The sequence below is a fragment of the Affinundibacterium fentianense genome, from assembly GCF_018139545.1.
GTDB classification, from domain to species: domain Bacteria; phylum Pseudomonadota; class Gammaproteobacteria; order Burkholderiales; family Burkholderiaceae_D; genus Undibacterium; species Undibacterium fentianense.
This window is the reverse complement of the sequence record NZ_JAGSPJ010000004.1, coordinates 318,513-344,720: the sequence shown is the minus strand read 5'-3', so window position 1 is coordinate 344,720 and position 26,208 is coordinate 318,513. Positions and strand designations below refer to the sequence as shown.

Sequence of the window (26,208 nt, the reverse complement as noted above, 5' to 3'; positions counted from 1 at the left end):
AAGTACAATCAAAAAATACTTTTCACCGCACACCAAGATGGAGAAAGATCATATGACTATTTCCACACAATTTTTAGCTTCGGACAAATTCGTTTTGTTGGACAAGAACGCTGCACATCGTCCTTTATTCACCGAATCGACGAAGCAGTTGATGAAACAAAAGACGACCGAAATCAGCGTACAAATTGCCGAATTTCAAAATATCTTGTATGCCCAGCATCAACATAAAGTGCTGATTATTTTGCAGGGCATGGACACCTCAGGAAAAGATGGAACAGTGCGAGTGGTGTTTGGTGCTGCGAACCCAGCCGGTGTTCGTAGCGTCAGCTTTAAAACGCCGAGTCCACATGAATTAGACCATGACTTTTTGTGGAGAATTCATCAACAGGTCCCAGCGGCAGGTGAGTTGGTCATCTTCAATCGTAGCCATTATGAAGATGTTCTGATCACACAAGTTCACCAATTGATTGACCATTCTGAAGCCAAGCGACGCTATGCGCATATCAATGCGTTTGAGCGTATGCTGCATGAGACTGGTACCACCATCTTGAAGTTCTTTTTACACATCGCGAAAGATGAACAAAAAAAGCGACTAGAAGAACGTTTGCAAGACCCGAATAAACATTGGAAATTCAGTGAACAGGATTTGCTTGAGCGTCAATCATGGGAAGCTTATCAGACGGTTTATCAAACCACAATTCGGGCTACCCATACAGACTATGCCCCTTGGCACATTGTCCCTTCCAATTCGAAAACACAGCGAAATTTAATTATCGCAAGTATCGTGGCAGAAACTTTGGCAAAGATGGATTTGCACTACCCAGTCCCTCATCCTGAGTACTTTGCGATCCAGGTTGATTAGACAAAATCCATTGCTAACTAGCTAAACTTATTCTTGGCTATTCTCATAGCCTGCATCTTATCCACAAAATTTTAAGAATAATTTCAGTCAAGAAATTGTTTAACAAAATTTAACATCGTAAAATTCCCTTATTTTTCATATACTTATAGAGCAAATCTCAGCTAGACTCTATGTTGATTCCTTGGGGTACTAAATTATTCAAAAAATATTCACAAAGTTATCCACAGGATAATCGCGTCAGTGACTCCTCTTTTCCAATAAAAGATTGAGAATTACCGCGCACGAAATGCAAGAATGGTTGCGATGAGCCCGTCAGGCTGGGAACGCTTTGCTGGTGAAGAGCGGCGGGTAGATTCCTGTATTTCATCACCCAATTTCATTCTTTCAGCTCCATGCAATTGATGATTGGGAGAAGTAATAACGCATTCTCTTAGATTCTTTAAGCACGACATATATTCCCGCATTCTTCATCCTAAAGCTGACAAAAATGTCGCAAAAAAACACAAATTGGGAACGTTTCCAAAAAATTGTTGACACTATTTTTTAATGAGTGCTATATTCCAAATCACAAATGGAAACGATTCCACTTATGGCACCTAATTCAAGAAATTCATCTGATTTTTTGAAACTGTCGATCAACAAAAGAGTCAGACGCTCGATTGAAAGACGCAAAAAAGTGCGAAAGCAGGAACCCTGAATTTGTGACTCAGTTTGAATCACTGTGCTCACGGAAGAATCTCTGGCAGCGACGTGAAATCGAAGAAAACTGAAGCCTAAGCATGAAGAGTCAACAAGCGCTGCAGCACGATGTAACTGAATCAAACAACGCTTGAGGATCAAGTAAAAGCAAGTCAAGAAGTCGCAATAAAACAAGTAATTCAACAGCAAATCAAGAAATGGCGACACAGTCGCCTGATAAGATTGAAGGACAGCAGATAGTGCTGATTGCCTATCTCAACAAGGAGACAACATGTTTCATCTGAAAACCAAAAGAACTCTTATGAGCGTCGCAGTAGCCGGCGCTTGCGGATTGATGACAATGCACGCGCAAGCGCAGCAAACAGTCGCTGACCAAAGCAAAACCAATGAGCCCGTAAGCCCAAAGAAAAACGACAACAAAGAGTCAGATAAGATTCAAGAAGTCAATGTGACCGCCACGCGTTACTCGACTTCACTGCTACGAACACCGCTCGCCGTGACAGCATTCAACCAAGAAAGCTTGGCACGCATGGGGGTGACAAGTGCAAAAGATTTGGCCAACGAAATTCCTAACGTCACCATCGTGCAATCGAATGATTCTGCGATTCAAGTGACGATACGCGGTATTACTTCCAGTAACACCACCGAAATCGGCGATCCCGCTGTAGGATTCCACGTTGATGGAATGTATTCACCGCGTCCTCAAGGTGCACAAGCCTTGATGTTCGACGTTGCGCAAGTTGAAGTCTTGCGCGGACCTCAAGGAACGCTCTTCGGCCGCAACTCAACTGGCGGTACGATTAACGTGATTTCCGCGAAACCAGATTTTCGTGGGAACTATGGAAGTGCAGAGCTCGAGTTAGGCAATTACAATAAACGTCAAGTTCACGCAATTCAGAACATCAAAATAAGTGATGATCTCGCGATCCGCGCTGCAATCATGAAAGTGACGCGCGACGGTTATGCGAACCAAATGCAAGATTTTAGTGAAGCGAACTTACCCTCAAAAGGTTGGATCCCAGACGGCATTCCCGACAATATCCAACGTTGGAATCGCAAAGTAGATCCTAGCGACTATTACACCAATCAAAACGAGTGGGCTGCTCGCTTGTCTGCTTTGTACAAGGTCAATCGTGACTGGAAGTTACACGCAACGTACGAAGAGTTTCAAGACTCTAGTGCGGGTGGTACGGCGTTCAAAGATTGCGACTCAGTGAGAGGGACACGCTACGCTTGTCCTACAGGATGGGGCCGCTTCGATTTGAAGATCAATGTGCCTGGTATGACCGATATGAAGATCCGTACCTTGCGCGCTGGTTCGAACTGGAATATCAGCAATGATGCGAGCTTGGACTATAACTTTGCACTAGCAGATCAGCGTCGTAGTCAGCTGTATGATAATGATAAAGGTAACCAAACGGCTCTACCATTCCAAATCACCCAAGATCATCCGCGCATAGCAGGTGGCAACAACTGGGGTACGTGGCCTTTGGCAGATCAATACCAACAAACCGTCGATTCCAAATATGTGTCAACCGTCCATGAACTGCAATTCAAACAACGTGTTGACAGTCTGAAATATGTGGCAGGTTTGTTTTGGATGCATGAGAAAAACCAGATCAATTACGAAGTTGTCGATCTGTATCGTGCCCCAGTTGGTTTAGCCTCCGGTGCTTTTTACGCCCAGCCAGACCGTCAAGTGGATGCGAAAGCGGTATTTGCGCAAGCTGATTGGGAATTTGCGCCAACTTGGACAGCGACTTTCGGCGCACGTTACAGCGCAGACAGTAAAACTGACAAAGATGGACTCAACTTAGGTGGTTGGTGGGGTCAGAAGGAATTCTATAATGGCGGCTTCGATCCAGGTGAACCAGGTACGCCTGGATACCATCTGCCACAGGGAAATGACTTAAATTACGGCCCAGGTGGTAGTGCAGCGGCATATCATCTCTACGGAACGCCAAGCAAAAATGATCATAGCGAAAAATGGCATAAAGCGACATGGCGTTTAGGTTTGCAAACGCAAATCAACAAAAATGAAATGGCCTACGCTGCTTTGGCAACGGGTTATAAAGCGGGTGGTTTTGGCGATCGCACTTTAGCGTGCGGCGGCAGTGCAACCGACCCAGTCCAACGTGTTTGTGCCGATGGCAAACCGAATTCCGAAACCTTCTTGCCATATAAGCCTGAACTGGTGACGAACTTCGAACTGGGTTATAAAGGAAAATTCCTCGACAATACCTTAAGCTTGTCTGCTGTCGCATTTGCGATGAATTACAAAGACCAACAATTGACAGGGACTTATTTCGTCAGCAAATACAAAACACCATTGCCATGTACGTCTGACCAACCAAAATGCGACGTGTACGAAACTTGGCGCACGATCAACGTTGGTAACACGAAGATCCGTGGTCTAGAAGTGGAGTGGGATTACAAACCATGGCCAGGCGGCAAAATTGGTGGCGCATTTACTTTGCTCGACACCAAAATTCATGATTACGGCTCATACAGCGATGATTACAATTGCGATGCGCGTACAGAGTTCGGCTTGACACCTTGTCCAGCACCATACACTGGAATCGGTCCTGACAATGGTAAACGTTTATATGACGTCACGAACAATAATTTGCCGAATGCGCCACGCCGTACCTTCATGCTGAATTTCTCACAAAAATTTGATTTGCCAAGTGGTTTTGCGATCACTCCGTATATCAAAATGAACTGGCGTGACAAAGCGTACTTTGATGTCAGAAATGATGAATTCGCACATATTGGTCGCTTCCAAAAAGCGTACACCTTGGTTGATGCATCTGTACGTCTCGACGCACCAGAAGATCAATGGCACGCTGAATTGTTTGTGCGAAATGCGACCGACAGCAAAGCAGCTTACTGGCGCGGAAGTGGGGTTGGCGCACAAATGAATTACGCACCAGTCGAACCGCGTATGTTTGGTGTGCGATTTGGATTTAACTACTAAAAAATGCTAAAAAAAGACAAATAAGTCTACCGATTTCTCTTGCATTCCTCGGGGTGATTGAGTCTATGTAAATCCATCAATACAATGGATATGCATAGGCTCTTTTTTGTTCAAAGAGTTGATGTGAGTGAATAAATCGATAGATGAGAATCGAGCAAGCATTCCTTCACGACATACATATTGAACTGCCAAAATAGAAATGCTTGACTCGGCACAACAGTATTACACCCCATATAAGGATGGACTATGTCAGATCGACGCATCAAAAATATCGTCATTGTGGGTGGAGGAACCGCCGGTTGGATGAGTGCGGCAGCCTTGTCGCAACTGCTCCCTCACGGGTATCACTATCGCCTGATTGAATCCGATCAAATCTCTACCATCGGTGTTGGCGAAGCGACGATCCCTAGTATTCGCAATTTCAATATGCATCTGGGTATCGATGAAAACGACTTTATTCGACATACTCAAGGTACATTCAAATTAGGCATTGAATTCGTCAATTGGGGGCTGAATAACAGTAAATATTTTCATGGCTTTGGTTCGGTTGGACGTGATCAACCCATGGCCAATTTTTACCACTATTGGCTCAAATTGAACCAGCAGGGGCTCGCGGGTGGACTTGAACCCTATTCGATTAATACCGTCGCCAGCATGATGGGGCGATTTAGTACTGGAAGACCCGATTTACCTAATTCTCCATTGGCCGATCTTTCTTACGCTTACCATTTTGATGCGGGTTTATACGCGAAATATTTACGCGGCTACGCTGAACAGCGCGGAGTGAAAAGAACAGAAGGGAGAATCGTACAAACCCTGCTGCGAGAAGATGGATTTATCGATGCTGTCGTGATGGAAAATGGTGAGACTATTCACGGCGATTTCTTTATCGATTGTTCAGGGATGGTTGGTCTGTTGATTGAAAAGGCCTTGCACACCGGATATGAAGATTGGAGCCATTGGCTACCTTGTGACACGGCAATTGCGGTACCGTGCAGCCCTGCTGGATCGGCGCAAGCGCATACGCGTTCGACCGCTCATAGTGCGGGTTGGCAGTGGCGTATACCGTTGCAACACCGCATCGGTAATGGCCACGTTTTCTCTAGTCGCTTTATGGACTACCAGGCTGCTGAAACAATTCTTATGAAAAATTTGGATGGGCAGCCTTTGGCAGAGCCGCGTCAAATCAAATTTACTACAGGAAAACGCAAGCAAGCTTGGAACAAAAATTGTCTGGCGATTGGTCTATCAGGGGGATTTATGGAACCCTTAGAATCCACCAGCATTCACATGGTCAAGACAGGTTTGATGCGCCTACTGAGCTTCTTCCCAGATAAAGATTTCGATCAAGTGGATATCGATAACTACAATCGCTTGACAGATAAAGAATATGCACAGATTCGTGATTTCTTGATTTTGCATTACAAAGTGAATCAACGGGATGACTCCGACTTTTGGCGTTACTGTCGTGAAATGGAAGTTCCCGAAAGTTTGCAGTTGAAACTTGATCTATTTTCCAGTCATGGCCGCATTTTGCGTGAAAACGAAGAATTGTTTCCCGAAGACAGTTGGTTGCAGGTCATGCATGGTCAAGGCATGCGCCCGCGTCGCTACAGTCCCGTGGTGGACCAACGCAACCAAGAAGAAATCGAGGGCTTCCTTTACAACACCCAAGCAGTCATTCGAAAATGTGTGGAAGCCATGCCTATGCATCTAGACTATATTCGAACCCACTGTATGGCGAAACAGGCGGCCTGATCAGGAAATACCCTTAGTTGGGAACTTGCCGATCGAACTAGGGTCGAATCGCGCGGACAGATCAGCTTACTTAGGATGAGCAAGCGATCTTTCGCGGCCTGATAATGTGGCAGCGAATTCGATTTGGCGTCTGATGGCGTGACCAGCCCACAAGTGTGTGTGGTGATCTGTCTTTTCAATGCAGAGGAGCACTTTGAATAGTCTCACTTGCATGATCACTCCACTTTCTTGTCGAGGCAAAATGAAACAATCGCAATTCCGTATACTCGCAATATCCCTTCTATTCGGCTTTAGCCCGCTTAGTCTTGCGCAAGACGCCACTTCTAAGAAGATAGTCGAAATTGGCTTACAAGATCCGCAAGCAATGACTTGGTTAGATGTGTTGACCAATCGCTTCGGTGGTCGTATGGCGGGGAGTGATAATTTCACGCATGCTGCTCGCTGGACGCGTGATCAAATGCGTCAATGGGGTATTCAAGCCGAACTTGAGGAAGCCGCACAACAACCATTAGGTTTTAATCGCGGCCCATGGTTTGGCAAGATGATCGCGCCAACTGAGAAGACTCTACGGTTTGGTACGCCGAGTTATACCGCAGGTACCAAAGGTGTACAACGAGGCGTTGCCGTGATCGGCCCAGCGAATGAGGCCGAGGCGATAACGAGAATGGCTGAATTCAAAAATGCCTGGGTTCTCATTCCGGGTGAAAGCCGTGGGATGGGACGCGATGGTCGTAAGGAGTATAAGCCCGATCCAGTCAGCCTTAAATTAATGGAAGCGGGAGCGCTGGGGACTTTGCAGGCAGGCAAGGAACCGCTGGCCTTATTGGATGCAAAACCAAGTAGCTGGGATAAGCTACCGACGATGCCCGATATCAAGTTAACAGCAGATCATTACAACGAAATTCAACAGTTGGTGAAAAATGGCGAGAAAGTTGAATTGGAGTTTGATATCCGCAATTGGTTTTATCCAGGGCCTGTGCCCTACCACAATGTGGTTGCGAAGATCCTTGGGAGCGAGAAGCCAGATGAATATGTCGTGATTGGAGCGCATCTCGATAGTTTTGATAGTGCAACGGGTGCAGTGGACGATGGTTCGGGCGTGTCACCCACGATCGAAGCCATGCGATTGCTCGCGAAGGCTGGCGCAAAGCCCAGACGTAGTATCGTCATGTTGGCATCGGCTGGTGAAGAGTTAGGCATTGTGGGGGCAGCGGCTTATACTGAAAAACATCTGAAAGAGCTCGACAAGGTGGTGATGATGCTCAACCGTGATGGTGCGCCAGGTGCCATTTCCGGTATTACTGTGCCCAGCGCATGGAAAGCCCCATTCATGCGGGTTGCCAATAGCTTGCAAGGCGCTGTTCAGTTCGTCTCTGAGTTTGGCTTTGAGGTGAAGACCAGTGATTATCCTCGCATACGCGCGGAGGCCTTATCAGGCACTGACGCGTCTGCCTTTTCGATGAAGGGCGTGCCGACGCCATCCGCGACGAATAAGACAGATTTCAATTATGGTCGTACTTGGCATACTCTATTCGATACATACAATGAAGTCCTTCCCTACGCCAAAGCACAGCAGCATTCTGCAATCGCGATCGCCTTGATGGCCTATGAAGTTGCTAACGCACCAGAAGCCCTTAGCCGTGATGCTTACTATTTACCTGCGGGTTTGTATGTCGAGGTTAGCACGGCACAAGGTAATATCCTGCTTGAACTGCAAGCCCGTGCGGCACCAGCGTCTATCGCACGTTTAGTGGGGCAGCTTGAGACCCATTACAAACCAGCAGCATTTAACCCAGGCGCACCTCGACCAGCCACACCAGCACCAGCGATCGGTCAGATGCATCTAGATGATGGGAAATTCGTCTTAAGTTTGAATGGTACTTGGCCAGACACGATGTTGAGTGAAGTTTCGTCCGTAACAAATACCAGCTCCTATTTTGCAATGAATGGACAAGGCAAAATGCTGATTGGTCAATCTTCGGGCGCCGCTCTACCAGATGGGTTTATCGCAATTGGCAGTATCAAGGCTGGCCAAGATGCCTTAGAAAAATTGGGTAGCGGTGGCGAAGTTCGTCAAATTCGCGTGATACGTGTTGGTGCCGAAGCGAAAGCGTTCGTGGGAGAAGGGCAGAAGAAGTAATCTTGCTCTAAAGCTTAAAAAAAAAGCCCGTCCAGTGTGACGGGCTTTTTTGTCTCATGTCAGTCAATCCTCATTGCTCGACCAGCTCGACACGTCGATTGCGTGCCCGTCCAGCTTCTTCCGTGTTGCTGGCAACGGGGGCAAGATTGGCATTACCCTTAGCGACCAGACGGCTTGCATTAATCCGATATGGTGCCGCAAGCAAGGCATTGACCACCGCCTGCGCTCGTTGCTGTGAGAGTGTTTGATTGGCGTCGAAGTTACCTACATTGTCGGTGTGGCCAACAATGAAAAATTGGCGACTGGGCTGAGCTTGCAGTAGTTTCGCGATCTCGTCGAGTTGGGCTTTCGATTCTTCTTTGATGTTGGCTTTTCCCGTATCGAAGAACAGACCCTTTAGCGTGACTTTGCCTTCTTCTCGCAGGCTGATTTGTAAGGCCTTCACGTCGACTTCGACCTGATTTGTTGGCATCGGTTTAGGTTCAGCGATGTGAATATACGTTTGGCTTAAACCGGTACTCTCAAAAGCAGCGACTGAGGTGTAGAGCAAAACCTGAGTTTCTTGGTCGCCGCGTTTGATACTTCCTACGAGCATCATGCCCTTGTCTGGTGACAGAGCGGAGCTATGACTGTATCGACTCGATGTGGGCGTATAGATGCTACCCTCGGCCCATTGCATTCCCTTGTTGGGCTCATTCATGTCTCTCCATGCCCAATAGAGGGCGCTGCACTGGGTCTCGCATACCCACCGCATCTTCACCCCTGCGCTGAGCAATGCTTGTTGGTAGTTGCGGAAAACTTCGACCGGCATTTTTCCGCGTGGTGCTAGATACAAGATGCGCGTTTGTTTTCCCTCTAATGTCACCACGTCTTGAAATTTTTTATCTTTACCGATGAGGTTCGATGTCGGAAATTTGCTGATATCCCATTCAACATTCGAATAGCCAGTCAACCACGAGCCAGTGAAACGTTTGATAAAGGGATGATCCATGCTCGAAGTCACATCTTTGCCCCAGTACTTTGCTTCATCAGTTTGGGCCTGAGCGTGTGGCGTTGCGATAACAAAAAACAAGCTGGAATAGAGGAGAAGTGCGAGACGAGGTTTCAACATGCATCCTTTCGAATAAGGCGAGAAAATTATTCGTGAAGTATCGCCTAATGAAAGTATTTGTGCAAATATAAAGCCTTTCATGAAATGCGAATGAAAGCAGTTCTTTCTTCTTATTGGAGACAGCAATGCGTGCACAAGAAATCTTGGAACAGTTAGAAAAGTTAGGAACAGAATCCTATCGTGCCATTTTGCGTAAACACGGTGCGCAGGAACCGGTTTTCGGGGTCAAAATCGAAGAGTTGAAAAAGATTCTGAAAGCGTACAAACACGATACTGCACTTGCCTGCGAACTCTATGCATCGGGTAACTATGACGCACAATATCTAGCCGGTCTCATGGCGAACGGTAAAGAGATGAGTAAAACGCAGTTGCAGCGTTGGGTACAAACCGCGAACTGCGATGCGATACGTCGTTACAGTGTGGCTTGGGTCGTCACCGAGAGCCCGTACGCAATTGAGCTGATCAATGAATGGGGAAGTGCGATCCAAGAAGATTTGGCTGCAACGGCATGGGCGACCTTGGTCACTTATGTATCCGTTACCCCGGACGACGATCTCGATCTCGATTGGTTACAACGTTTGCTCGATTTTGTACAAACGCATATCCATCAACAATCCAATGCGGTGCGTTCAGGTATGAATAGTTTTGTCATTGCATTGGGCTCGTTTGTAGCTGCGCTAAGTGAGGCGGCCATTCAAACTGGCGAGAAAATTGGTCCGGTAAGTGTTGACGTTGGAGATACAGCATGCAAGGTCCCGTTTGCCCCTGACTCGATTCGCAAAGTCGCAGCGCGCGGCAATATTGGGAAAAAGCGGAAGGAAATTAAGTGTTAAGCAAGGTAATCTCGTTGCGAGTGAATGAACCGCGTATTTACCTCAGATTTGCTGCCTGATCGCTTAGGTCTTACAGCACGGGTTCGTGCATGCTTTGTCCCGTTTAGGTTCATAGTTGAGAGATTAGGTTTGCATTGCCTGTTTCTTAAATCGAAAAAACGCATTGAGACAAAGCCTAGATTGAAGTACCTGATCACTCAATAAGCGAGCGTCGGTAATATGGGCGGCATGAAACACGGTCCCCTCGTAAAATATGGCACGGTTCCATTTGGCAGCAATGGTGTGTCGTAACTCAAACCAAGGGTTAGATTGAAAGCAGTAGCTCGGTGCTTGCCGCAATTGCTCGTCAAGCTTGGCATTGTCTTCGTTTGCCGCCTGTTGTAGGAAGCCTCGAATTGTATCTAAGGCTTGTAAGGGGCGGAAAAAGCAAGTTCCACCCAGTTCTGGTTGATCAAATAAATAGACTACCGATGCCCCGATGCCCATATCGGCAGGCAGCGTTTCTGCATCGCGATGACAGAGCCTCTGCAAAGGTTGCAATTGATCGCATTGCAGCGTGGTCATCGAAAGACGGCAGGCACTTCCCAAATTACGCCTGACTCCAAAATAGCGGCGTAACTTCAGCATAAAAAATTGCTCGAATTGCAGTGCAAAATGACGCCCCATATTCATTTCTAATCCCGGGAAGTAGTTGTCGTGATCGTAGCGAAATGCAGCGCGAGACTGACTCGCATAGGCGACAATTTCTTCGGGATTGAGAAGGAAATCATCGATCACAACGCATTGATGACTGTCAAACAGCGGGTGAATGTTCACTTGCGCGAGAGGATTGAAGTGGGCGATCGGAGGTTTCAACATTATCCTATTTCTCGGTTAATTCCCTGACTATTTTTGATATACCCGCACATAGTCAATTTCGAATTGACTAGGGAAGATGCTTTCATCAACCGCGCCACCAAGATCACCACCGATTGCCAAATTCAAAATCAAATATTGTGGTTGATCGAAAGGCCATTTTTTGTAATCACCGGTTTTCGGATTGACGAATTGGAAGTAATATTTGTTGTCCACTCCAATCGCAATTTGCTCCTGATCCCAGAATAATTGGTAGGTGTGGAAGCTATCGCAAGCATCACTTACCACAGTTTCCTTCGTATTGCCCGTGCCGCTGGGCCAATTGTAAAAGGCGGTGTAGGCGCTACCTAAAATTTTTCCTTTGTTTTTACCAACGTGCTCCATGATGTCGATCTCACCGTCATCTGGCCAAACACCTTTGCTCCCCAAGGTCCAGATTGCAGGCCAAGTACCCAGCCCGCAAGGAAGCTTTGCTCGAATTTCGAAATAACCATAGGTCCAGCTCACCTTGCCGCGGGTCAACAGCCGTGCAGAGGTATACGCTTGACCGCCATAATCGGGTTCATTGCTGAGTTGCTCTTTACGGGCGGTGATGGTTAACACGCCATTCTTCACTTGCGCGTTTTCCAGCCTATCTTTGGAATAGTATTGACGCTCGTTGTTATACCAACCCGCTTTATTGCGCTCGGTATCAAACATCCATTTTGTGGCATTTGGTAAACCTGCTTGATCAAATTCATCCGCCCATACCAATTTCCAATTCGCGGGAATCCCGGCTCCGGGTAGCGGTGGAGTATTTTGACTGGGATTGACGATCGGTGTTGTCGATACTACCGGCGAACCAGAGGAGGCGCCACCACCACATGCACCGAGCGCGACGAGGCAGCCGCACAAACCGAGAAGATAGATTGGGGCGCGTGTTTTCCGATGCGCTTTAAAGAAAGGAATGCGTAGGCTCATATTGAAATCTCCGGCGGATAAAACGATCTGGGCGATGAAGGCGAAGTCAATTCGGCAGCAAAAGAACAAGCTGGTCGAGATGGGTATAGCGCATCTTTGAAAGGAGCGACGGGCCTATTGTTGTGTTCGCAATGCACACGAATGGAATCGTTTCCAATTTGTGCGAAAGTATGGCATTATTCATTTTCAGGTGTCAACAAAAAAGACTTAACCCTAGAGTTGAAATGTAAAGTTGCAGCGCAAATTGTGACGAAGAAATACTAATACTTAAACCTAAACTGAATTGTTTGACAGTAAAATTTGAAGAATGCTATAGTGGTCTAATTTGGTAACGTTTCCAACTTGTGCGATATAGGCAGCATTACACCGTGCCCGTGGATACCAAGAATAGCGTAGTCGGCACGAGGAAAAATATTCTCGGCGAATTGCTAAAGACAAAAGAATGAACGATGCAGACAAGGTATCTGCATTGCAAGGAGACTGGATGTTAAATTTCAAGAAAAACATGCTGGCAATTTGTCTGGCGTCCATAGCACCTGCCGCCATGCTGATGGCGGCCAACGCGACAGCGCAAAATGGCGCCCCCCGCGCTGCAAAACCTTTGCCCGCCGAAAAAGCAGAAATCATTCATTGGTGGACTTCTAATAGTGAGTCGGCCGCTGCCAAACTCATTGCCGAGAATTATCGTAAAGCAGGGGGGATTTGGGTTGATACCGCCATCGCGGGTGCCGATCAAGCACGTGCTGTCGCAATCAATCGTATTGTGGGAAGTAATCCACCTACCGCCGCTCAATTCAACACCACCAAACAATTCTTAGATTTGGTTGAACAAGGGATGCTGAATAACGTTGATGACGTTGCTAAAAGTGAAGCTTGGGAAAAAATCTTGCCGGAACCCGTCTTAAATGTGATCCGAATTAACGGTCACTACTACGCGGTTCCAGTGAATATTCACATGCAAACTTGGTTTTGGTATTCCAAGGCTGCATTCAAGAAAGCTGGTATTGCGAAAGAGCCGGCCAGTATGGATGAGATGTTTGCGGCAATGGATAAACTGAAAGCGGCTGGTATCATCCCACTCGCTCATGGTGGGCAAGCATGGCAAGAAACAATCGTCTTTCAAGCAATGCTCACCAATGTGGGGGGCAAAGATCTCTACCTGAGTGTGATTCGCGATCGCGATCAGAAGGCGATTAACTCAGAGGCATTTAAGAAAGTCTTGCTCGCATTTAAACGGATGCAAAGCTATATTGATCCGGGATCACCGGGGCGCAACTGGAATGATGCAACTGCCTTGTTGATTAGCGGCAAAGCGGGCGTACAAATCATGGGTGACTGGGTAAAAGGAGAGTTCGCTGCAGCCAAGCAGGTTGCGGGGAAAGACTTTGGTTGCATCGCGGGACTCACACCGAACTCTCCCTATTTGATCCAAGGCGATGCTTTCGTCTTTCCGCGTACCAATAGTCCAGCAACTGTGCAAGCACAGAAACTGTTGGCGCGAGTTTTGTTGAACCCAGCCACACAACTGGAATTTAATAAGCTCAAAGGATCGATTCCGATTCGTAGCGATGTCGATACGTCAAGCATGGATATCTGCGCACAAACGGGAATGGCGATTATGAAAGATAAATCGCGTCATCTTGGAATAAGTGAAATTTTCTTGACGCCAGATCAAAATGGCGCATTACAAGATATTCTGACGGCGTATTGGAATACGCGTATTCCAGTTGAAAAAGTCCAAAAAAGCATCGCTAGCGCGTTTAAAGATTAACTCGTATGCGTAAGCAGTTGACCCATCACCTACTCCGCCGCTTCGTCCCATTCGCGGCCATCTTGCCGATGGCGATGGTGACCTTGGTTGCCTACTTGGGCGCGACTCTATGGTCGATCAAAGTGTCGTTTTCCAACTCACGCACGATGCCGACTGAGACCTTTGTGGGATTTGCGCAGTATGTGAAATTATTTGATAACGATCGATGGTTACTATCGATAGAAAATATCGCGATCTACACCGTGTTATTTATTCTGATCAGTATGGTTTTGGGATTTTTGCTAGCGGTGTTTATTGACCAAAAAGTGATGGCAGAAGGCGCATTGAGGACGGTTTTTTTGTATCCCTATGCGATGTCATTTGTGGCGACCGGCCTGATTTGGCAATGGATGCTAACTCCAGGTATTGGGATTGAGTATGCGGTCCGTCAAATGGGCTTCCCAGATTTTGCTTTTGATTGGATCATCGATCAGGATAAGGTTATATATACGATCGTGATTGCCACGGTCTGGCAGACAGCCGGATTAGTCATGGCACTCTTGTTAGCAGCACTACGCGGGATTGATGAGGAAATATGGAAAGCCGCTAGGCTCGATGGGATTCCCGTGTGGCGCGTGTATATCTCCATCGTTATTCCCATGCTCGCTCCAGCCATTGCAACGGTTTTTCTGCTGCTGTCAACGACCGCGATTAAGTTGTTTGATTCGGTAGTTGCGATGACCCAAGGTGGACCGGGAACCGCCAGTGAAGTCCCTGCCAAATTCATTATGGATCACTTATTTGGTCGCGCTAATATCGCGCTGGCCTCAGCAGGAGCCGTCATGCTGCTTGTTCCCGTGATCGTGATTCTCGCACCGTATGTGTATGCACGTAGTCGGAGGAAACATTGATGAGTGCGGTCACGACCATGTCACCAAAGTTAACAACTATGAAGAAAAATCCGCGTAAGTGGACCGTAGCACGTTGGGGTATTTATGCCTTCCTAATTAGCGCTGCTGTTTTCTTCTTGCTACCGCTCTACATCATGTTAGTCACCTCAGTGAAGAGCATGGACGAAATTCGCGCCGGAAATATCTTTGCACTACCAATGCAAATGAGTATCGAGCCATGGATCACCGCATGGTCCAGTGCCTGCACAGGGATCGCCTGCGAAGGGATACGCGGTGGCTTTATGAATTCAGTAGCGATTGCCGTACCTAGTACGATCATTCCTATCTTGCTGGGTGCTTTGAATGGCTATGCTTTGTCATTCTGGCGACCACGAGGCGCTAATTTTCTATTTGGTATTCTCATGGTCGGTGCTTTTATTCCTGTGCAGGTCATGATCTTTCCACTGGTCAGAATCTTAGCGAGCATTGATCTGTATAGTTCATTGCCTGGCATTGTTCTGGTACATACGGTCTTTAGTATGCCAGTGATGACTTTATTGTTCCGCAACTACTACAGCACAATTCCCCATGAACTGTTTCAAGCCGCCCGCATTGACGGCGGTGGTTTTGTGCGAATTTTCTTGCAATTGGTGTTGCCAATGTCAACACCCATTGTTGTGGTGGCGGCGATTATGCAATTGACCGGTGTTTGGAATGATTACATTTTGGGTTTGGTGTTTGCGGGTCGCGATCATTTACCCATGACGGTGCAACTAAACAATGTCATCAATACGACGACTGGAACGCGTCTTTACAACGTGAATATGGCGGCGACGATCTTGACCTCGCTGGTACCCTTGACGCTGTACTTTGTGTCCGGTCGATGGTTTGTACGAGGGATCGCTGCCGGTGCGGTTAAAGGTTGATTGTGAAACGTCCGGATGGACAAGAGAATGAAACACAACAGGTAGCAAAAAAAGGGAAATAGAGGATATAACGTGGCAAATGTTCGTTTGCAAAATCTCGGCATAAATCTAAGCGGGAATCAGATTATTTCAGAACTCAATCTCGCGGTCGAAGCGGGTGAGTTTTTGGTCCTTCTTGGTCCTTCAGGATGTGGCAAATCGACTTTGTTACATGCGATCGCGGGTTTGATTGATGTCAGTGATGGTAGCGTGGAAATTGCTGGTCAAGATATGACGTGGGCCGATCCAAGTGAGCGACAAATTGGGATGGTGTTTCAATCCTACGCACTGTATCCCACCATGAGTGTTGAAAAGAATATGTCCTTTGGCCTAAGAATCAATCGTACACCCAAGGCAGAAATCGATAGACGCATCAATAAAGTTGCTGAGATGCTGCATCTGACGCCCCTGTTGAAGCGCAAACCAGCAGCACTATCTGGAGGCCAACGCCAACGGGTCGCGATTGGTCGTGCTTTGGTGCGAGAAGCAGAAGTATTTTTGTTTGATGAGCCTTTGTCGAATCTTGATGCGAAATTACGTACCAACTTGCGTCGTGAATTGAAATTATTACACCAGCAACTCCAATCGACGATGATTTATGTCACGCACGATCAAGTGGAAGCAATGACTTTGGCGACGCGTATCGTCGTCATGCAAGCAGGTAAAATTCAACAAATCGGCACGCCGGAATGTGTGTATGAGCGACCATTGAATCTGTTTGTGGCAGGTTTTTTAGGCGCACCTGCGATGAACTTCCTGCATGGTCAACTTGATCCGCAACAACGGTTCGTTTCGAACTCGATTAGTATGGATTTGTCCTCGTATGCTTTCGCAGCATCTGGCCCACAGAATGGGGAGGTGATTCTGGGTGTGCGTCCTGAACAAATTCAAATTCGTGATGAGGGGCAATTTGTCGGCACGGTCGCGCTAGTGGAGCCGATGGGCAATCACCAGGTGGTTTGGTTGCATGCTGGCGCCCAAACGATTTCGTGCATCGTCAACGAACAGCGTCCGTTTGCCATCGGTCAGACGGTCTTGTACAGCATCGATACGCGCAAAATTTCTCTCTTTGATCCCAAGACAGAACAACGACTTTAGGATTCGCCATGTACACTAATTTGAATGATGTCATTCCATCTTCTCGACCCAATGAGCGCGCTCTCAAGGACGTGCTTATTGTTGGTGGTGGGACCGCTGGCTGGATGACCGCTGCGGCCCTTTCTCGCTGCTTGCCACATGGACAGAGAATCCGTTTGGTGGAATCAGATCAGATTTCAACCATTGGGGTCGGAGAGGCAACGATTCCGAGTATTCGCGCTTTCAATCAACTGCTGAATTTGGACGAGGATGAATTCATCCGACAAACTCAGGCGACGTTTAAACTTGGCATCGAGTTTGTAAACTGGGGAAAGCCAGGTGACTCTTACATCCATGGTTTCGGTCAAATTGGTCGCGATCAGGTGGTTGCGAAGTTTTACCAATATTGGCTGAAGATGTATCAAGCTGGGAAGGCTCCAGATTTAGAGGCATTTTCGATTAATACGGTTGCCCCGCGCCAAGGCAAATTTATGCGGCCGCCCAAAGATATGCCGAATTCACCTTTGTCGGACATTTCTTATGCCTTCCATTTTGATGCAGGTTTGTATGCCCGATACCTACGTGGGATCGCCGAAAGTCAAGGCGTTGTGCGCACGGAAGGTCGGATAGTCGAGGTACAAACTCATGAGCAGAGTGGACACATTACCGCATTGCGAATGGAAAATGGTGAACTGCTCGATGCGGATTTTTTCATTGATTGCTCAGGTTTGGCAGGATTGCTTATTGAGAAAACATTGCGGACGGGGTATGAGGATTGGAGCCATTACCTACCCGCTGATAGCGCTATCGCAGTACCTTGCGTCTCCTCTGAAACACTTTTGCCTTACACGCGTTCAACCGCGCATCAAGCTGGGTGGCAGTGGCGCATACCACTGCAACATCGGACTGGTAATGGCCATGTCTTTTGCAGCAAATTCATGAGTGCGGATGAAGCACAAGCCATCTTGATGAAGAATTTGGATGGTGAAGCTTTAGCAGAACCTCGCCTAATTCGGTTTACCACGGGCAAGCGTCAACGTGCATGGAACAAAAACTGTGTGGCGATTGGATTGTCTGGCGGCTTCATGGAGCCACTCGAATCAACCAGTATCCACATGATACAAACAGCGATCATGCGGCTATTGAGTTTGTTCCCTGACCAAGGTTTCAATCAGGTCGATATCGATACCTATAACGCGCAAAATGATGAAGAGTATCTGCGCATACGCGATTTTTTGATCATGCATTACAAGTTAAATCAGCATGAAGGCGACCCATTTTGGAAATATTGCAGAGATATGGAGGTTCCAAAAGAAGTGCAGCATCGGATTGACTTATATCGTAGCCATGGTCGCATTTTCAGGCTGGGCGAAGAATTGTTTGCTGATGCCAGCTGGTTACAAGTGATGCATGGACAAGGACTACGAGCGGGGAGCTATCATCCCTTGGTTGATCAGCGCAGCGAAGAAGATATTGCTTATTTCCTTGCGCAAGTGCAGAAGACCATACAGAAATGCGTTGATGTGATGCCGACCCATGCGGAGTTTATCGCCGCGACTTGCGCTGCGGAGAAAGTCGATTTTGGTGGCGCGCAACCGCGTCGATATGGAACCTAGTTGTTTGCGTGGATTAGAGTCTGGCAGCTGGCGCTTGAGCTTGCTGCGGTAGTCGGAGTGTGGTGTAGAGGTATCAGCTTAGGGCGGCATGCACTTGGTAGATTGTTAGTAAGGTGAAAGAGCGCGTTACAATACCTCTTTCCAGAAATGTTTAGCGCGGAACCCTAGATGGGAAGCGAGTAAAAAAGATTATGGCAACCATTAAAGATGTAGCCCGCTTAGCGGGAGTTGGATTGGGAACAGCCTCACGCGTTGTGAGTGGCAAAGGATCTGTGTCGCCTGCGACTTTGGAAAAAGTAAAAAAAGCCATTGAAGAATTGGATTTCCGACCATCTCACGCGGCGCGTTCTTTGTTATCTGGATCAACCCGCATGATCGGTGTGTATATCCCGTTGTTGAAGGGGACCTTCTATATGCCGATTTTGCAGTCGATTGATAATGAGTTAAGAGCCGAGGGTTTGCATATGGTGGTCGCCTTCGGTGTAGGTGCTGGCGATTTGCGTGAACAAGCGATTGATGGAATTAATTTTTTGATCGAGCGTGGTTGTGACGGCTTGATTGTGATGAGCAATGCATTGCAAGATGCGGATATCGAAGTTTTGGGCAATAAAAAAACCAACTTGGTCGTGTTAAATCATCGTTATGACTGCATCGCCGACCAGTGTTTCACTGCCGATCATAATCTCGGTGGACGCATGGCAGCACAAGCTTTGCTGAAGCATAAACACAAAAAAATTGCGGTGATAGCTGGCCCGTCAAGTGCGCCGGATAACGTGGACCGTATTGGCGGCTTTATGCATGAATTGGAACAAAACGGTATCGATACCAGTAAGATGTGGGTAGCAGAAAGTAACTTTGCTCCCGACGGTGGTTGGGCATCAGCAAAAGAATTAGTTGAATCAGGTTATGACTTCACCGCCGTGTTCTGCGCGAATGATGAAATGGCAGTCGGTGCTTTGTCGTATTTTCAGCATGCGGGTATAGACGTTCCTGGCGAGGTTTCCGTCGTTGGCTACGACGATACCGAAACTGCAGCGTTTTCTGCACCGCGTTTGTCTTCAGTGCATATCGCTTGGCGTGAAATGACGATGAATGGCTTGAGTTTTCTATTAAATCGTTGCTATGACTTGGCGCGGCCAGTACAAAGAAAATTCCCTGTGAGTATGACTTGGCGTAGTTCAGTGGAGAAAGCACCACGTGGTTCATCGCGTAAGGGATAGGGACATCATAGATCCTTATAAATCGACATACCGACTTAAGAAACATGCGAACCAGCATGTTTTTTTTGAATGACAAATGGAAACGATTCCATTTTGATTTGAAACTCGTTGCCAAAGTTAACAACAGAAGTAAACAAGCCAAAAGTAAGTAAAGCGGAAGTGAGTGGACATGCGAAGAGATACCCGAAACCAAAAGGGAAAAGCGAAGGGTAGTAAGGAGCGTATATGTTGAAATTAGATTGGTTAAGGTACCAGAAGAAATTCGCTTGCTTAGCGCGCTTGCATTGGCTGTTTGCGGTCGTGATTTGCTTGAGTATGAATGCCTGTGGATCTGACAGTACGGTGAATAGTCATCAAACCAATTCTGAATCGGCGAAACCGAGTAGCACCATCATCGTACCGATTCCGCAAACGATTGTGACAGAGCAACCAGTCATGCTACGTATTGAGGGGACACGATGGGTACGTCCAGACGGGACGCAAAAAAACCTCAAAGGGGTCAATCTCGGCAATTGGCTGATGCAAGAATTCTGGATGATGGGCCAGGGCGCAAACGGTATCGATGATCAATGCAAGTTAGAAGCCTTGTTAGATCAGCGCTTTGGCTATGCTGAGCGGGAGCGCCTGTATCGACTATTTCGACAAAATTGGATGCGAAGCCGTGATTGGGATCAGATTGCCCAATTTGGTTTGAACGTGGTGCGCCTACCGTTTATCTGGAGTGTGATCGAAGACGAGAAAAAACCGCGTACCTTGCGTGCCGATGCATGGGAGTACTTAGATGACGCGATTACACAAGCAGAGCAACGTGGCATGCATGTCATTCTTGATCTGCATGGTGCAGTGGGTAGTCAAGGATGGGAGCATCATTCTGGGTGTGCGGGCAAAAATTTATATTGGAATAGCGCGGAGTACCAAGAGCGTACGATCTGGCTATGGCAACAAGTGGCTGGGCGCTACAAAGACCGCGCCGCAGTGGCAGGCTATAGTCTGTTGAATGAGCCGTGGGGCGCTAGTCCCGAGGTGATGGCTAGAGAAATTAAACGCTTGTATCAAGCAGTGCGTGCTGTCGATCGCAATCATGTAATCATATTGCCAGGTCATTCGAGTGGCATTGCTGCGTATGGAAATCCAGCGGAACAAGGCATGCAGAACTATGCCTTTGAAATTCATCCTTACCCAGGATTCTTTGGGTGGGCTCAACCTAGCCTTCAGGTGCATCTCGATTGGCTGCGTTGCGGTGGCATTGGCTTGAACGGTAGTACCGGTGTCTGCGAATGGCAAGTGCGACTCAAAAATCTGAACGCAGCGTTGTTCGTCGGGGAATTTCAACCATGGGCAGGATTAGGCCCTGAATTGGGAGGGCAAATCACCCGCGTCACTTATGACACCTACGCCACACTAGGCTGGGCAGCGACGAGCTGGTCCTACAAGCTACTTTCGAACAATGGCGGTCAAGGTAATGGCACTTGGGGTCTAGTGACGAATCAGAGTGGCCAAGCCATTCCGGCTTTGAATTTTCAAACGGCTAGTCTCGCCGAAATTGAGGCGCTTTTCACCCTGTTTGGCAGCATCCCCTACGAACCGCAACAAGCGGTGAAAGCTTGGATGACTAGCGCAGTTGCGCCTGAGCCGTTTGGCCGACCTTAACTCCTTCAATTTACCCGCCTTCGACAACACCATGATGCCTACAGACGCTAACAATTTATCTCAGATGCCATCAAGCTTCGCTCGTGCCGACTTTCCCTCTGATTTCGTTTGGGGATGTTCGACTTCTTCCTTTCAGATTGAGGGGGGCGCGACAGTCGATGGACGCACCCCCTCAATTTGGGATCATTTTTGCCAAACACCTGGCAAGATTCGCGATGCCAGCAATGCCGAGATTGCCTGTGACCACTACCACCGCTGGCCAGAAGATCTAGATTTGGCTAAACAAATTGGAATGAATGCGTATCGTTTTTCTATTGCGTGGACGCGAATTTTCCCCGATGTTAGTGGAGTACCGAATCAAGCCGGTCTCGATTTTTACTCGCGTTTGGTCGATGGTATGTTAGCGCGTGGGCTAGATCCTTGGGCCACGCTCTACCATTGGGATTTACCACAATATTTGCAGGAAATAGGGGGATGGGAAAATCGCGCTACGATTGATGCCTATCTAGTCTACGTTGACACCGTAACGCGCCATCTTGGCGACCGCATACAGAATTGGATCACGCATAATGAGCCGTGGTGTACAGCCATGCATGGGAATTGGGATGGGATGCATGCTCCCGGACAAAAAAACTTCAAAGCAGCTTTGCTGGTTGCCCATCACGTAATGCTTTCCCACGGATTGGCAGTGCCGATAATACGTAAGAATGTCGCCCATGCAAAGGTAGGAATCGCCTTAAGTCTGCATCCATTGCGCCCCGCCAGCTCGAGCGAGACAGACTTAGCCGCCATGCAGCGGCACGATGGTTTGCGCAATCGTTGGTTCCTTGATCCGCTGTTCGGGCGGGGCTATCCTATCGATATCCTTGCTCACTGCGCGAACGACTTGCCAACGATACGACCAAGCGATATGGCGGCAATAGCGACTCCAATCGATTTCTTAGGTGTGAATTACTATTTTCCTGAAACGATTGCATCGGCACCTGATTGTCCTCCCTTGCATACTCGTTTAGAAGAAGTTGCAGGACGTGAACGTACTGGATTTGGGTGGGAAGTCGCGCCAGATGGGATGCGCGAACTCTTGCAAAGAATTGCCAACGACTATCCGGCAATTCCTATCTACCTAACTGAAAACGGCGCCAGCTACGAGGACGTGATGGATGCCGATGGAAGCGTGCAGGATTGTGCCAGACGCGATTATTTCATTCGCCATCTCGCTTCTTTGCAACGAGCGCGTGAAGCTGGGGTCGATGTGCGCGGCTACTTTGCTTGGAGCCTTATCGATAATTTCGAATGGGCAGAGGGGTATATGCGACGATTTGGATTGGTGTATGTGGATTTCCAAACACAGCAACGCACGATGAAACAAAGCGGTCATTGGTTCCGTACATTTCTTAGGGGAGCTGCTTGAGTACGCCGTCTGCTTGCTTTTAGGCGGTCGAGTGAACTATTCAAACTAGTTTATGCACTACTTGTCCCGGGGGGGAGAAGTAAGCAAGAGTGGAGGCGAATGGCGGTATTTGTCCGTCGTTCGCCTCGCATTCTGACTGGTTGGTTGGGCGCGCTTTCTAAAGCGTGGGTTGACGCAGCGATGCGGTCCGCCGCCTTCGTTAAAGTGCACATTGGCCTCGTCTTTTGACCGTCAGAATACTGATCAAAATTGCGATCGGAATCATGATTACAACGTAACAAAAAAAATTTTAGAAATAATTGGTAACGTTTCCAAAATTGATTTAGAATAAAAACGGAAAGCTTCCCAATCGATCCAGAGTCGACATTAGGGTCTATTTTTGAGCCAGTAAATTCAGTCCCTGATCATCGTTGTCGTTCGAGCTTTCAATCGCTTATTCAATGGGACGACCAGCTGAGTAAGTCCCCAATTTTGTCCTAACGTAATGCGTCCACAAGATGTAGAAAACGATTAGCAAGACAGAATAGGTCGAATAATGGAAGTAATAAAAAAAGATGGGTTTGCCTGCCTGACCTTTTGGGGCGAATGGGTAAATTCCATTGAATTAGGCTAATGAATACGCCAGCAAATGGAAAACGGCTTACTGTCCGGTCGCGCGACACGCGTGATCGATTCAGCAACAAGTAAAAACGATGTCTCTGCTGAAGAACAAATTACCGGTAGAACGCATCGTGCTTTTAAATAAAGTGAGACAAAATGAAAATTAACTTAACGCCGCCACAAGGATTCACCCTGTCAGCCGCCATCGCATTGACTTTTAGTATCGCGAGTCTGCCCCTTGCAAGTAGCGCAGTACAGGCAGCGCCGAGTGCCAAAGTTTACAAAGATTGGCCGCACATCAAAAGCGCTATCGCAAAAGATCCCGCGCTGGAAGCCAAAATAAAGTCGATCGTGAGCCAAATGACCTTGGCGCAAAAGGTCGGGCAAATGACGCAAGCGGAAATCAAATTTATTACACCGGATGACGTACGCAAATACTACTTGGGGTCAGTATTAAATGGCGGTGGTAGTTGGCCAGGAATGAACAAGTATGCCAAAGCTGCTGATTGGGTTGCCTTGGCAGACCAATATTACGATGCGTCGATGCGTACTGATATGGTAACCAAGGTACCAGTGATCTGGGGAATCGATGCGATACATGGGAATAGCAATGTGGTTGGAGCAACCCTATTTCCACACAATATCGGCCTGGGTGCTGCGCGCAATCCCAAGCTCGTTGGGCAAATGGCGGAACAAGTAGGAAAAGCTGTACGAGCAACGGGAATTGCTTGGGTCTTCGCGCCCACTTTGGCGGTAGGGCGTGATGCGCGCTGGGGTCGCTCTTACGAGAGCTTTGCCGAAGATGGTCATCTAGTCAAAGAATACGGTGCAGTGTATGTTAAAGCGCTGCAAGGCCAATTTAAGGACGACAAGAATGTCGTTGCGACTGCAAAACATTTTATTGGAGATGGTGGGACTTTTAAGGGCGTTGATCGTGGCGTGAATCAGGCAAGTCTGAGTGAGATGATTAATCAACACGCGCAAGGTTATTACGGCGCCTTCGCTGCAGGGGCGCAAACTGTAATGGCCTCTTACAATAGTTGGCACGATGTCGAGACGAAGACGAACTACGGCAAAATGCACGGCAGCAAAGCCTTATTGACGGATGCGCTAAAAGACAAAATGGGCTTCGATGGTTTTGTCGTTTCGGATTGGGATGGCATCGCGGAAGTGCCCGGTTGCAGCAATGATAGTTGTGCACAAGCGATCAATGCTGGAATTGACATGGTGATGGTACCCGATAATTGGAAGTCGTTTATCGCGAATACCATCGCGCAAGTGGAACGCGGCGAGATTCCGATGGCACGTATTGATGACGCCGTGAGTCGTATTTTGCGGGTGAAATTACGTGCCAATTTATTCGGAAAAAAACCATCCCAGAATCAATATGCGGGTAAGCAAGAAGCGCTGCTGGCCCGGGATATTGCCCGCCAAGCAGTGCGTGAGTCTCTCGTGCTGATTAAAAATAACCAACAAGTACTTCCCCTACAACGAGGTAAGAAAATTTTAGTGGTCGGTAAGAATGCCGATAGCATGATCAATCAATCTGGCGGCTGGTCCATTACTTGGCAAGGTACGGAAAACAAAGAGGGAGATTACACGCCCGGTGATACGATCTTGACCGGTATTAAGGAAGCCGCTGGTGCAATCAATGTCCATTACAGTGCACAAGCGGATGATGTGGATCTCGCGCAATTCGATGTGGTGTTAGCCGTTCTCGGAGAAACCCCGTATGCAGAGGGGTTTGGTGACGTCGCTGCAAGTCGCCCGCTGGCACATAGCCAGCTGTTCCCTGAAGATCTCGCTGTTCTTAAAAAAGTGGCAGGAAAAGGTAAACCTGTTGTCACGCTGATGGTCAGCGGACGCGCTGTGTATGCCAACGACCTAATCAATTTGTCGGATAGCTTTGTCGCCGCGTGGTTACCAGGAACCGAAGGTAAGGGCGTGGCGGATGTCTTGTTTAAAGACGCGCAAGGCAAAGTTGCCCACAAGATCAAAGGTAAGCTCTCGTTCTCATGGCCGGCACAGGCGTGTCTAGCAAAGAACCTCACGAGCGCCGGTCAGCTTGTGCAATTTAAATACGGCTATGGCCTGCAGTATGGCAAAACTCGAAACATGGGGCCCTTGCCAGAGGACAATACTTCAGCTTGTGAGATGGCATCGAGCTTGACGATTTCTTCTCCCCAAGATCTCACTAGCTATCCATTATTTGTTACAACAGGCAAGCGTAAAGTGACGGTAGGTGCAGATTTTGGACTGGTAAACCCTGACGACACGGTGACGGTCAAGTCGGTATCGGTTGGCGCCGTGCTGGGCAAACACATTACCTGGAGCGGAAAAGGGCGCTTTGAGGCTTCTGCCGCCTTTCCGACTCCTATTCCCAGCAACTTGCAGGCTGATGGGGTTTTACAGTTTGACGTACAGGTTCAGACCCCACCCACAGCTAGGGTCGGCATGACGATGGATTGTGGTGAAGCTTGCACCACCAGCTTGAATGTCAGTTCCGTCTTTAGCCCACTAGTTGGAAAGGGAATAAAGAGAGTGAAGATTCCCCTATCTTGTTTCACGGCATTTGGTGTCGATTTACGTAAAGTCAAAACGCCATTTAGCATCAGCACAGATGGCAATTTTGCCGCCGCATTTGCAGATATCAAGATTGTTGGCGGCGCAACGAAAGACGCCGATACGCAATCTTGCGAGAGTTTGAAATAAGTCGCTAGGGAGGTCGGCCGACTGGCCGACCTAATGCAAGCCTTTTTGGCGCAGTACAACTACAAAATCAACGGCAGTTGTGCACAGTCAAGTTGGCACTCGTGAGAACGTACAACGTTGGC

At 47.8% G+C, this 26,208-nt stretch carries 17 protein-coding genes; 14 read left to right on the top strand and 3 right to left on the bottom strand.

Features of this window, described 5'->3' with window-relative positions; genetic code table 11:
- The first annotated feature begins 52 nt into the window (after positions 1 to 52).
- From KDM90_RS11270 to KDM90_RS11255, 4 genes are all read left to right on the top strand, one after another.
- Positions 53 to 862 carry a PPK2 family polyphosphate kinase gene (locus tag KDM90_RS11270; protein ID WP_212675702.1) on the top strand — a complete coding sequence of 270 codons (810 nt, stop codon included), beginning with the start codon at positions 53 to 55 and terminating at the stop codon, positions 860 to 862.
- A 1,000-nt stretch (positions 863 to 1,862) separates the two neighbouring features.
- A complete protein-coding gene (locus KDM90_RS11265; RefSeq protein WP_230409744.1) occupies positions 1,863 to 4,538 on the top strand; it encodes a TonB-dependent receptor in 2,676 nt (891 codons plus the stop codon).
- 246 nt (positions 4,539 to 4,784) lie between these two features.
- On the top strand, positions 4,785 to 6,296 hold the full coding sequence (locus KDM90_RS11260; RefSeq protein ID WP_212675700.1) for a tryptophan halogenase family protein: 1,512 nt from the start codon (positions 4,785 to 4,787) through the stop codon (positions 6,294 to 6,296).
- A gap of 241 nt (positions 6,297 to 6,537) precedes the next feature.
- The gene (locus KDM90_RS11255) at positions 6,538 to 8,436 is read left to right on the top strand and encodes a M28 family metallopeptidase (protein ID WP_212675699.1); all 1,899 of its coding nucleotides are present in this window, start codon (positions 6,538 to 6,540) and stop codon (positions 8,434 to 8,436) included.
- Between the two features lie 70 nt (positions 8,437 to 8,506).
- On the opposite strand, the gene KDM90_RS11250 is transcribed toward KDM90_RS11255, so the two are convergent.
- Positions 8,507 to 9,547 (bottom strand): OmpA family protein, encoded by a 1,041-nt coding sequence (locus KDM90_RS11250; protein ID WP_212675698.1) that lies wholly within the window; start codon positions 9,545 to 9,547, stop codon positions 8,507 to 8,509.
- A gap of 125 nt (positions 9,548 to 9,672) precedes the next feature.
- Here KDM90_RS11250 and KDM90_RS11245 point away from each other — a divergent pair, with 125 nt between their 5' ends.
- The gene (locus KDM90_RS11245; protein ID WP_212675697.1) at positions 9,673 to 10,380 is read left to right on the top strand and encodes a DNA alkylation repair protein; all 708 of its coding nucleotides are present in this window, start codon (positions 9,673 to 9,675) and stop codon (positions 10,378 to 10,380) included.
- 123 nt (positions 10,381 to 10,503) lie between these two features.
- Here KDM90_RS11245 and KDM90_RS11240 read toward each other — a convergent pair whose 3' ends face one another.
- Complete coding sequence (locus KDM90_RS11240; protein WP_212675696.1) at positions 10,504 to 11,238, bottom strand: DUF6445 family protein; 735 nt, start codon at positions 11,236 to 11,238, stop codon at positions 10,504 to 10,506.
- Positions 11,239 to 11,265: 27 nt separating this feature from the next.
- The gene (locus tag KDM90_RS11235) at positions 11,266 to 12,195 is read right to left on the bottom strand and encodes a glycoside hydrolase family 16 protein (RefSeq protein WP_212675695.1); all 930 of its coding nucleotides are present in this window, start codon (positions 12,193 to 12,195) and stop codon (positions 11,266 to 11,268) included.
- 505 nt (positions 12,196 to 12,700) lie between these two features.
- Here KDM90_RS11235 and KDM90_RS11230 point away from each other — a divergent pair.
- From KDM90_RS11230 to KDM90_RS11190, 9 genes are all read left to right on the top strand, one after another.
- Positions 12,701 to 13,966: an ABC transporter substrate-binding protein gene (locus tag KDM90_RS11230; RefSeq protein ID WP_438947433.1), complete on the top strand. Its 1,266-nt coding sequence runs from the start codon at positions 12,701 to 12,703 to the stop codon at positions 13,964 to 13,966.
- A gap of 5 nt (positions 13,967 to 13,971) precedes the next feature.
- On the top strand, positions 13,972 to 14,856 hold the full coding sequence (locus tag KDM90_RS11225; RefSeq protein ID WP_212675694.1) for a carbohydrate ABC transporter permease: 885 nt from the start codon (positions 13,972 to 13,974) through the stop codon (positions 14,854 to 14,856).
- A 17-nt stretch (positions 14,857 to 14,873) separates the two neighbouring features.
- Positions 14,874 to 15,761 carry a carbohydrate ABC transporter permease gene (locus KDM90_RS11220; protein WP_230409765.1) on the top strand — a complete coding sequence of 296 codons (888 nt, stop codon included), beginning with the start codon at positions 14,874 to 14,876 and terminating at the stop codon, positions 15,759 to 15,761.
- A gap of 72 nt (positions 15,762 to 15,833) precedes the next feature.
- Complete coding sequence (locus KDM90_RS11215; protein WP_212675692.1) at positions 15,834 to 16,898, top strand: ABC transporter ATP-binding protein; 1,065 nt, start codon at positions 15,834 to 15,836, stop codon at positions 16,896 to 16,898.
- An 8-nt stretch (positions 16,899 to 16,906) separates the two neighbouring features.
- Positions 16,907 to 18,493, top strand: coding sequence for a tryptophan halogenase family protein (locus KDM90_RS11210; protein ID WP_212675691.1), 1,587 nt, complete (start codon positions 16,907 to 16,909; stop codon positions 18,491 to 18,493).
- 191 nt (positions 18,494 to 18,684) lie between these two features.
- Positions 18,685 to 19,713: a LacI family DNA-binding transcriptional regulator gene (locus KDM90_RS11205; protein WP_212675690.1), complete on the top strand. Its 1,029-nt coding sequence runs from the start codon at positions 18,685 to 18,687 to the stop codon at positions 19,711 to 19,713.
- A gap of 225 nt (positions 19,714 to 19,938) precedes the next feature.
- A complete protein-coding gene (locus tag KDM90_RS11200; protein ID WP_230409743.1) occupies positions 19,939 to 21,363 on the top strand; it encodes a glycoside hydrolase family 5 protein in 1,425 nt (474 codons plus the stop codon).
- Positions 21,364 to 21,394: 31 nt separating this feature from the next.
- Positions 21,395 to 22,774, top strand: coding sequence for a GH1 family beta-glucosidase (locus KDM90_RS11195; protein WP_230409742.1), 1,380 nt, complete (start codon positions 21,395 to 21,397; stop codon positions 22,772 to 22,774).
- 756 nt (positions 22,775 to 23,530) lie between these two features.
- Complete coding sequence (locus KDM90_RS11190; RefSeq protein ID WP_212675689.1) at positions 23,531 to 26,086, top strand: glycoside hydrolase family 3 protein; 2,556 nt, start codon at positions 23,531 to 23,533, stop codon at positions 26,084 to 26,086.
- Positions 26,087 to 26,208: the final 122 nt, after the last annotated feature.